This is a genomic window from uncultured Aquabacterium sp., from assembly GCF_913773725.1.
In the GTDB taxonomy this organism is placed as follows: Bacteria; Pseudomonadota; Gammaproteobacteria; order Burkholderiales; family Burkholderiaceae_C; genus Aquabacterium.
This window is the reverse complement of sequence record NZ_CAJYGK010000045.1, coordinates 1-9,794: the sequence shown is the minus strand read 5'-3', so window position 1 is coordinate 9,794 and position 9,794 is coordinate 1. Positions and strand designations below refer to the sequence as shown.

Annotated in this window: 10 protein-coding genes; 2 read left to right on the top strand and 8 right to left on the bottom strand. The window is 65.4% G+C overall.

Features of this window, described 5'->3' with window-relative positions; genetic code table 11:
• From QZ709_RS05260 to QZ709_RS05225, 8 genes are all read right to left on the bottom strand, one after another.
• The coding region (locus tag QZ709_RS05260; RefSeq protein ID WP_294636236.1) for an RNA polymerase sigma factor region1.1 domain-containing protein at positions 1-1,045 on the bottom strand (1,045 nt) is incomplete at its 3' end.
• A gap of 115 nt (positions 1,046-1,160) precedes the next feature.
• Positions 1,161-3,266 (bottom strand): DNA primase, encoded by a 2,106-nt coding sequence (gene dnaG, locus QZ709_RS05255; RefSeq protein WP_294636235.1) that lies wholly within the window; start codon positions 3,264-3,266, stop codon positions 1,161-1,163.
• Positions 3,267-3,357: 91 nt separating this feature from the next.
• Positions 3,358-4,014: an adenylate kinase gene (gene adk / locus QZ709_RS05250; protein ID WP_294636234.1), complete on the bottom strand. Its 657-nt coding sequence runs from the start codon at positions 4,012-4,014 to the stop codon at positions 3,358-3,360.
• 130 nt (positions 4,015-4,144) lie between these two features.
• On the bottom strand, positions 4,145-4,909 hold the full coding sequence (kdsB, locus tag QZ709_RS05245; protein WP_294636233.1) for a 3-deoxy-manno-octulosonate cytidylyltransferase: 765 nt from the start codon (positions 4,907-4,909) through the stop codon (positions 4,145-4,147).
• Between the two features lies 1 nt (position 4,910).
• Positions 4,911-5,126, bottom strand: a complete 216-nt coding sequence (locus QZ709_RS05240; RefSeq protein ID WP_294636232.1) for a Trm112 family protein — start codon at positions 5,124-5,126, stop codon at positions 4,911-4,913.
• 8 nt (positions 5,127-5,134) lie between these two features.
• Positions 5,135-6,208, bottom strand: a complete 1,074-nt coding sequence (lpxK, locus tag QZ709_RS05235; protein WP_294636231.1) for a tetraacyldisaccharide 4'-kinase — start codon at positions 6,206-6,208, stop codon at positions 5,135-5,137.
• A gap of 17 nt (positions 6,209-6,225) precedes the next feature.
• The gene (locus QZ709_RS05230) at positions 6,226-6,660 is read right to left on the bottom strand and encodes a biopolymer transporter ExbD (protein ID WP_294636237.1); all 435 of its coding nucleotides are present in this window, start codon (positions 6,658-6,660) and stop codon (positions 6,226-6,228) included.
• A gap of 23 nt (positions 6,661-6,683) precedes the next feature.
• Positions 6,684-7,334: a MotA/TolQ/ExbB proton channel family protein gene (locus QZ709_RS05225; RefSeq protein WP_294636230.1), complete on the bottom strand. Its 651-nt coding sequence runs from the start codon at positions 7,332-7,334 to the stop codon at positions 6,684-6,686.
• A 419-nt stretch (positions 7,335-7,753) separates the two neighbouring features.
• Between QZ709_RS05225 and xseA the strand changes: the two genes are divergently transcribed.
• Both xseA and QZ709_RS05215 read left to right on the top strand, forming a co-directional pair.
• Complete coding sequence (gene xseA, locus QZ709_RS05220; protein ID WP_294636229.1) at positions 7,754-9,136, top strand: exodeoxyribonuclease VII large subunit; 1,383 nt, start codon at positions 7,754-7,756, stop codon at positions 9,134-9,136.
• Positions 9,137-9,210: 74 nt separating this feature from the next.
• Positions 9,211-9,792, top strand: a complete 582-nt coding sequence (locus QZ709_RS05215) for a Fe-Mn family superoxide dismutase (RefSeq protein WP_294636228.1) — start codon at positions 9,211-9,213, stop codon at positions 9,790-9,792.
• Positions 9,793-9,794: the final 2 nt, after the last annotated feature.

The window sequence follows — 9,794 nt, the reverse complement described above, 5'->3', positions numbered from 1 at the left end:
CCTGGTTCTTCATCTCCTCGAGCTTCTTGCTCAGGGCCTTCGAGCCGCCGTTGCCGTCGTCGTCGTCCTCTTCGTCGAATTCGTCGAAGTCTTCTTCGGCCACGTAGTCGTCGGCCTCATCGGCGGCGACGAAACCATCGACCACCTCGGAGATGGTCATCTCACCGGCGCGGATCTTGTCGGCCAGCGCGAGGATCTCGGCGATGGTCGTGGGCGACGCCGAGATGGCCAGCATCATGGCCTGCAGGCCACCTTCGATGCGCTTGGCGATTTCGATTTCGCCTTCGCGGGTCAGCAGCTCGACGGTGCCCATTTCGCGCATGTACATGCGCACCGGGTCGGTCGTGCGGCCGAATTCGGAGTCGACGGTGGACAGGGCCGCTTCGGCCGCTTCTTCCGCTTCTTCTTCGGTGGCCTGCGTCTGGGCGCTGCCGGAAATCAGCAGGGTGGCGGCATCGGGTGCCTGCTCGTAGACCGCCACGCCCATGTCGTTCAACATGGAGATGATGGCCTCGAGGATTTCGGCTTCGACCAGCTTCTCGGGCAGGTGGTCGTTGATTTCCTGATGCGTCAGGAAACCACGGGTCTTGCCCATCTTGATGAGGGTCTTGAGCTCGTGGCGACGCTTGGCGACTTCCTCTTCGGACAGCGCCGTTTCGTCGATGCCGAACTCGCGCATCAGCGCGCGCTCCTTGGCGCGCGACACCTTCATGCGCAGCGGCTTGGCCTTGGGCTTGTCCTCGCCCACTTCCTCTGCGGCGCCTTCCGAAGCTTCGGCCTCCACCGCGTCGAGCTCACCTTCGATCTCGGCTTCGAGGTCACCCACATCGTCCTCATCGAAGGACTTCTTGGTGTCCTTCTTCGCAGCGGTGGTGGTGGCAGCCGCCTTGGGCTTGCGACCGCGCTTCTTGGGCTCGGCGGAATCGACCGTGTCGGCGTCGGCTGCCTTCACTGCCTTCGCCTTCTTGACCTTGGTCTCGACCTGGGGGTCCTGGGCGTCATCGGCAGGGCTGGCAGCTGGTTTCGCGGCTTTTTTCGCGGTCATGCGCTTCCTCGGAATAGAGAATCTTGGGGATCGTCGAACCCTCCATTATCGCGCAAGCGAGAGAGGGCGTCAAAAAATGCGGTGATGAATCGGACGGCCGTGATCCAACTGCCCATCAGGCAGAAATGGGGCGGTGCTGGCTGATTTCAAGTTTCATGGCGAGAGACAGCCTCACCAGCTCGATCTTGCGGGCTTCCGCCGCCTCGGACAATTCGCCTGACTGTGTAAGCAACTCCAGTTCCTCCCTGACCGCCTGCAACTCCAGGGGGCGGATCAGGTGCAGCAGGTTGTCCACGGTGTCCTTGTTGTCTGGCACATCGACAAACTGTGTGACGCGCTGCGCCAGGGCCCGCAGATCGATGGCCGTGTCGCCCGGTGCAGAAGGGTCTTCGGCGTCACCTCGCATGAGCTTGAGCAATTCCTCTGCCGGCAGCAGCCCCTGGTCGATCAACAGGCGGTCGAGCCATCGAAAGAAGGCGCCGTAGGGAGCAGGTTGATCGCACAACAGGTCGTGCGTCGCACCCGGCAACTGCTCCCAGTACTCGCTGTGCGACACCAGGGCCCACACGATGCGATCCAAGGGGGTGGCGGCCTGGGGTAGGGGGCGTCGCTCGACCGGGCTGCCCAGTCGTTGCCAGCGTCCGCCGCCGCCATCTCGCCACGGCTTTTTCCACTTCCCGCCCCCTTGTCGGGGTGCACCCGATGCCCAGCTCCCCGGCTTCTGATCACCGCCGCGGCCCGAGGGCTCGCCCCAGTCCGGCTCTGGGGCGCCGGACCAGCCGGCGTCCATGTCCGGGTCGAAAGCCGGTACGTCGGCATCCCAGGCTCCCTCGGCCGCATTGCTGCTGGCCACCCGGGGGGGGCGTGGTGCATCGCTCCGCGGGCGCTGTGCCTTGTCCGCTGCGCGGGCCAGATGTTCGGTCAGCCTGCGACGAACCTCCTCGGGTGGCGTGCGGGCCATCTGAGCCAGATCATCTGCCACGAGTCCCTGCAGTGCCCCTTCAGGAAACTGGGCAATCAGGGGAATGGCCTGAACCAGCAGGCGCGCCCGCCCCTCCGCAGTGTCGAGGTCGCATTCGGTGGCCGCGTGCTCCAGCACCTGGCGGGAAAGAGGCACGGCCTGCTTCACACAGGTTTCGAAGGCCTCCGGCCCGTGCTCGCGAATGTAGCTGTCGGGGTCGTGCTCCGCCGGCAGGAACAGAAAGCTGATGCGGCGCGTGTCGGTGGCATAGGGCAGGGCCGCTTCCAGCGCCCTCCCGGCAGCCCGGCGCCCGGCAGCATCGCCGTCGAAGCTGAAGACGACGTGATCGGTGAAACGGAACAGTTTCTGCGCGTGCTCGGCAGTGCAGGCGGTTCCCAGCGTGGCGACGGCATTGCCGAAACCCCATTGGGCGAGCGCCACCACGTCCATGTACCCTTCCGTGACGATGGCGTAGCCTTTGTTGCGCAAGGCTGCGCGGGCCTCGAACAGGCCATACAGTTCGCGCCCCTTCACAAAGACAGGGGTTTCGGGCGAATTCAGGTATTTCGGCTCGCCCTTGTCCAGGACCCGCCCCCCGAAACCGATGACCTGCCCTTGCGGATTGCGGATCGGAAACATGATCCGATCGCGAAAGCGGTCATACCGCTTGCCTTCGGCTTCGCCCGGTTGCGGCTCCGGAGTGATGACCAGGCCCGACTCCACGAGAAGGGGGTCGTCGTACCGGGGGAAAGCGCTGGCCAGCCCCTGCCACCGTTCCGGGGCATAGCCCAGCGCAAAGCGCGCAGCGATTTCGCCCGTGAGGCCGCGCCCCTTGAGGTACTGCACTGCACGGGGTGACTTCTTGAGTTCCTGCTTCCAGTGCTGGGCCGCCCGGGCCATCACGTCGGTCAGCGACGTCTGTTTCTCGCGGGCCTGGCGCTGTCGCTCACGCTCTTCCGGCCGAATGTTCTCCTCGGGCACCGGCATGCCCTGCATCTGCGCGAGTTCCTTGACCGCGTCGATGAAGCCGAGGCCGCCATACTCCATCAGAAAGCCGAGCGCGTTGCCGTGAACGCCGCACCCGAAGCAGTGATACGTCTGGCGGCTGGGGCTGACAATGAAGCTCGGGGTTTTTTCTCCGTGGAAAGGACAGAGGCCTTTGAAGTTGATGCCGGCCTTCTTCAAGGTGACGTAGCGGCCCACGACGTCGGCGACGTCGGTTCGGGCAAGCAGGTCCTGAATGAATGACTGCGGAATCACGGAGAGGGGAACTCGACGCTCAAAAGCAAAAGCCCCGACGCGCCAGGCGACGGGGCCGAAGGCAGGCGCAGCCCGAAGGCTGTCGGCCAGTTTAGCGGCTCAAGGCCTCGACGGCACGCCCTGTGATGTCATCGACCGAGCCCACACCGCTGATCTTGCGGTACTGGGGCGCGACGGTGTCGCCGGTGGCGGCCCACTGGCTGTAGTAGTCCACCAGCGGACGGGTTTGCTGATGGTAGACGTCCAGGCGCTTGCGCACGGTCTCTTCCTTGTCGTCGTCGCGCTGGATGAGGTCTTCACCGGTCACGTCGTCCTTGCCGGCCACCTTGGGCGGGTTGAAGGTGACGTGGTAGGTGCGACCCGAAGCGACGTGGACACGACGGCCACTCATGCGGTCGATGATGGAGCTGTCCGGCACATCGATTTCGAGGACGAAGTCGATCTTGACGCCAGCGGCCTTCATCGCCTCTGCCTGGGGAATCGTGCGGGGGAAACCGTCGAAAAGGAAACCGTTGGCGCAGTCAGCCTGGGCGATGCGCTCTTTCACCAGGCCGATGATGATGTCGTCGCTCACCAGGCCGCCGGCGTCCATCACCTTCTTGGCGGCGAGACCGAGTTCCGTGCCGGCCTTGACGGCAGCGCGCAGCATGTCGCCCGTCGAAATCTGGGGAATGCCGTACTTCTGGCACAGGAACGCCGCCTGGGTTCCCTTACCGGCGCCGGGCGCGCCCAACAGAATCAGTCTCATGTATCTCCTCGGTATCCGGTGGCGCTGTTGGTCGAATCCCGAACAGCTTGACTAGCCCTTGAGGATACCATGCATAACCTCACGGGAAAGGTGGTTTGCCCTGCGCCAAAATGGGACAGGTGCGTGGCATTCAGGCCTGCGCCCGGGCCAACAGAGCGCGTACCCGTTCCAGGTCTTCCGGCGTGTCCACGCCGGCTCCGGGCGCCTCGGGCGCGACGAACACGGCGATGCGCTCGCCGTGCCACAGCACGCGCAACTGCTCCAGCGACTCGACCGCTTCGAGCGGACTGGCCGGCAGGGAAGGGTAGCGGCGCAGAAAACCGGCCCTATAGCCGTAGATGCCGATGTGGCGCAGCGGTACGCCGAGGCCTTCGGCGGGCGTGGCCGGTGCGGGTGCATCCCTCCACCAGGGGATCGGCGCACGGGAGAAGTAGAGAGCCCGTCCCGCCGCGTCCAGAACCACCTTCACCACGTTCGGGTTGGCGAACAGGCTGGCCTCATCGAGGGGGTGTGCCGCCGTACTCATCACGCAATCCGTGCGGGATGCCAACTGGTCGGCGCAGGCATCGATCAGCGCCGGATCGATCAACGGTTCATCACCCTGCACGTTGACGATGAGGTCGTCCCCCTGGAGTCCCAACTGCTCGCATGCCTCAGCCAGCCGATCGCTTCCTGTGGCGTGGTCGTGGCGTGTCAACACGACTTCGACACCGTGCGCCCGGCATGCTTCCACGATGCGCGCATGGTCAGCGGCAACCACCACCCGTGAGGCGGCGCTGCGGGCGGCCTGGCGCGCCACACGAACCACCATCGGGAGACCGCAGAGGTCAGCCAGAGGCTTGTCAGGGAGCCGGGTCGAGGCCAGTCGGGCCGGGATCAAAACCGTGAAGCCCACGTCAGGCTCCCTCGGCAGGAGTGGGAGCGGTGGCCGGAATGGGTTGCAGTTGCTCGTCCACGCCTACGGCCTCGTTCTCGAGCATCACGGGGATGCCGTCACGGATCGGAAAGCCGAGGCGGTCGGCCGCGCACACCAGGTGGGTGCCAGGTGCCGGCCGTTGAAGCGGGCCTTTGCAGACGGGGCAAACCAGCAGGTCGATGAGTCGGGTGTCCATGTGCAGTCTCAATGTGATGATGCGGGTCGGGCGGGCAGGCGAGCCAGTGCGTCGTCCAGCGCGCGCCAGAACAACGGTTCGGGGTGAAAGTCTAGCCCGGCGACCCAGACCCGCGTCCCAGGGCGTTCGCGCGCCACGCGCGCGGGGTCCAGTTTCACGGCGTCTTTCTCTGTGACGATCAGGTCCTGCACGGTATCGTCCCACGGCAGGACCTCGAAACCGGCATGGTCTGCCAGCGGAATCGGCTGCACCTGGAAACCCAGTTCTTGCAGTGCGTTGAAAAAGCGTTCCGGCTGCGCAATCCCCGCCATGGCAGCCACGCGGTTTCCGGCCGGCGGCGTGCTCAGTCGCGGCGCTTCCTGATGTTGCCACCATGCCGACAGCGCAACCGGCGCCGCCAGTCGACGTTGCGTGAGGGCACCGCTCAGGGGCGTCGTCTGGCGGTCTGCGTTGTAGAGCACCAACGGGCGTGCGGACAACGGCAGGGCCGGTTCTGCCTGCCACGGCTCGCGCAAAGGCCCGGCCGGCATCAGCCAGCCATTGCCCGCTCCTCGCTCGTCGAACACAACGACCTCGATGTCGCGCTGCAGCCGCAGGTGCTGCAGGCCGTCGTCGCACACCAGGATGTCGATCTCGGGGTGGGCGGCCAGCAACGCAACCCCATCGGCCACCCGATCTGGACCGATCATCAGGGGTATGCCGGTGCGGCGCCAGATCAGCATGGGCTCATCGCCCGTGACGGCAGCGCGCAGACTGGGCGCAGTCTGCTCATCAAGGAGCAATGGCGCTTCATCGACGCGCTTGCCCTTGTAGCCCCGCGTCAGCACGCCGGGTTGCCAGCCGCAGGCACGGAGGTGCTGCAGGACCGCGATGGTCGTAGGTGTCTTGCCCGCGCCTCCCACGATCCGGTTGCCGATCACGAGCACGGGCACCGGCAGCCGGTGCGACGACAGCCACTCTCGGCGATAGGCGAGGCGGCGGAGGTGCACGATGCCACCCAGCAAGGCCGACACCGGCCACAGCAGGCAGGCCAGCGGCCCCCGGCGAGACCAGGTCCGGTGAATCAGATTCTGAGACGACAAGGCAAGGGTGTCCGCGGTCAGCGTGAGGGGCGCTCGTCGTGCGGAGCCTGGGTCGCGAACGTCAGCTTTGCGAGCCCCACCCGCCGCGCAGCGTCCATCACGTTGACCACGCTTTGATGCGATGCCGAGGCGTCGGCCGTGATGACAACGACGGTGTCCTTTGCGGTGCCTGCGGACGAGGACATCGCCGCCGCCAGAAGTTCGACGCTGCGGCCTTCGACCACGCGCTGGTTCACGACGTAGCGGCCATCGGCCGTTACTGCCACGACCAGTTCCTTGGGTCGCGCATCCACCGGCTGAGCGCTGGCGGCGGGCAAGGTGATTTTCAGTTCCCGCATCCGCGAGTAGGTGGTCGTCAGCATCAGGAAGATGAGGATGACCAGCAACACGTCGATGAACGGAATGAGGTTGATGTCCGGTTCGTCCTCACGGTGGCGCTTGCGGAAGTTCATGGCCATGCTTGTACGTGCTCCGCTCAGCGGCGAGACGGGCTGCCAAGGCGGAGCAGGTGAGGCACCATACGCTCCGCAGCCTGTTCGAGCTGCAGGGTGTAGGCATCGACCCGCGCTCGAAAGTGCCGGTAGAACATCAAGGAGGGGATGGCCACGATGAGCCCGAAGGCCGTGTTGTACAGGGCGACCGAGATGCCGTGCGCAAGCTCGGCTGGATTGCCGTCCACCGCGCCCGCTGCGCCGGAGGCCGCGCCCGATGCACCAAAGATCTCGATCATGCCGATGACGGTGCCCAACAGACCCAGCAGCGGTGCCGCCGACGCGATGGTGCCCAGCGCGTTCAGGTTGCGTTCCAGCCGGTGCACGGCGTCCCGGCCGGCTGCCTCGAAGGCGCGACGGAGCGTGGCTTCCTGAATGCGCGGCTCCGCGCTGCACGCCTTCAGGCCTTGAGCCAGTAATGCGCCCATGACCGAGTTGTCGGCGAGCTTGTTCACCGTGTCTGTGGGTGGCAGGGCCGTGCGGGTGACCGTCATCACCTCGTCCAGCAGGTTGCCGGGAGCGACGCGGTCGGTCCGCAGGCTCAACAGCCGTTCGATGATGAGGGCCAGCGCAACGATGGAGCACAGCACCAGCGGAATGATGGGCCAGCCCGCGGCTTGTAAGATGGACAGCAAGGTTCTCCCCCGTGAAGTCGGCCGGCCTGTCGATGCCGGCTCTGCTCAGGTCAGCTGCGGATTATGGCGTCGATTTTGTCGGGATCTGCCTTGCTTTTCGGTGCGGTGGCGCGGGCATTCGGCTCGACTCAGGATGCCGGGGCCGGCGTTTGCCAACCGACGAGTCATCCACTGTTTCTGTGGATAACTTTGTGGGCAACCCTGTGGGCTCGCGCCGTACCCCCCGAAAACACGCGACTTTTCTTGGGCTGCCACTTTTTTGCGCAGCTTTTTTCTATTAAAAATCAAAGACTTATGACGCCTTGTGGTGAATCTTTCGGCAAAATTTGCCGCATGCCCTTGATCTGCGTTGCTTGTGGACTTGTCTCGGTCTCCCTGGGAGGCTGGGCTGTTGCGGCGTTTTCTTGCGAGGGGGCGTGATGGGCTTGGGTTCTGCCGGGGAGGGCGCTCAAGTCCTCGCCCGGGTGTGGGGCGTCGGCGCCCTGGTGCAGGCGATCGGAGATGCCCTGGCCGCACGGTTTTCGCCGTGCGTGGTCAGGGGGGAGATCGGCAGTTTCACGCGGGCGGCCAGCGGCCACGGCTACTTCACTCTGAAGGATGAGCACGGCGGAGCCAGTCTGCGTTGCGCGATGTTCCGTCGAGCGCTGTCCCAGCTTGACTTCGCGCCGTCCGAGGGGCGGGTGGTGGAGGTGAGAGGGACGCTGGCGGTCTACGAGGCGCGTGGCGAATTGCAGTTGATCGCCGAGTCGATGCGTCCTGCAGGTGAAGGGGCGCTGTACGAGCAGTTCCTGCGCCTGAAGGCCCGCCTGGAAGCCATGGGCCTGTTCGAGGCTGCGCGCAAGCGCGCCATTCCGGTCCTTCCTCGGCGTGTCGGTGTGGTCACCTCCTTGGGGGCGGCTGCCCTTCACGACGTGTTGACGGCCCTGCGCCGCCGTGCCCCACATGTGGAAGTCGTGTTGTCGCCGGCCAGTGTGCAGGGCGCGGAGGCGCCGCCGCAGTTGGTGGCTGCGCTCGGCGCGCTGGCGTTGCTGCATCGGCAAGGCAGCGCGTTGGACGCCGTCATCCTGTGCCGGGGCGGCGGCTCGCTGGAAGACCTGTGGGCGTTCAACGATGAGCACCTGGTGCGGGCGGTGGCATCTTTCCCGGTGCCGGTGGTGTGCGGCGTCGGGCATGAGACGGATGTGACGCTGTGCGACTTCGCTGCCGACTTGCGGGCCCCCACGCCCACAGCCGCGGCGGAGTTGGTGGCGCAGGACCGGCGGTCTGCGCTGGATGGCCTCGCGGGACTGGCTCATCTGTTGCGCCACCGCGCGCGGCGGCGTCTGGACGAGCAGGCGCAACGTCTGGACCGAGCCGGGGCTCGGCTTGCGCGCCCCAGCGCTGTGACGCACGAGGAGCGTCGTCGGCTGGATCTTCTGGCGCACCGGCTGCGCGGGGCGTGCGAGCGCCGTGCCGAGCGATCCCATCGGTCCTTGCCGGCGCTTGCGCAGCGGCTGACCCTTGCCATGCAACGCAACCTGGAACGAGAGGACCATCGGCTCGGGGCGCTTGCCGGTCGGCTGCATGCACTCAGTCCGCAGCATGTGCTGGAGCGGGGTTATGCCTGGTTAGGTGATGCGTCGGGTCGGCCGGTTTCGTCCGTCACTCAGGCTCACGAAGGCATGGCGGTGCAGGGGGTGCTGGCAGACGGCGTGTTGCAACTCAGCGTCACCGGCGTGAATGCGACGGGGGCTGCCACCGAGTCTGTCGCGATTTCAGGACGTCCTTCGGGCGGCAAAGTGCAGCAAAAATCCGGGGAATGACCTCACGCAGCGGAATACCGGGCTGCATGCCTACAATTGCTCGCATCTGTCCAACCCCCAACTGGAACAACACCATGGCCCACACGCTTCCCCCTCTGCCGTTTGCACCTGAGGCACTTGCCCCGCACCTGTCGAAGGAAACGTTCGAATACCACTACGGCAAGCACCACCAGGCCTACGTCACCAACCTGAACAACCTCATCCCCGGCACCGAGTTCGAATCGATGCCGCTGGAAGAGATCGTCAAGAAGTCCAGCGGTGGCGTCTACAACAACGCGGCCCAGATCTGGAACCACACCTTCTTCTGGAACTGCATGAAGCCGAACGGCGGCGGTGCCCCGAGCGGCAAGCTGGCCGATGCCATCAATGCCAAGTTCGGCAGCTACGACGCCTTCAAGGAAGCCTTCACCAAGTCGGCTGTTGGCAACTTCGGTTCCGGCTGGACCTGGCTCGTCAAGAAGGCCGACGGCTCGGTCGACATCGTCAACATGGGCGCTGCCGGCACCCCGCTGACCACGGGCGACACCCCGCTGCTGACCATCGACGTGTGGGAGCACGCTTACTACATCGACTATCGCAATGCCCGCCCGAAGTTTGTCGAGGTGTTCCTCAACAACCTGGTGAACTGGGAATTTGCCGAGAAGAATTTCGGTTGAGC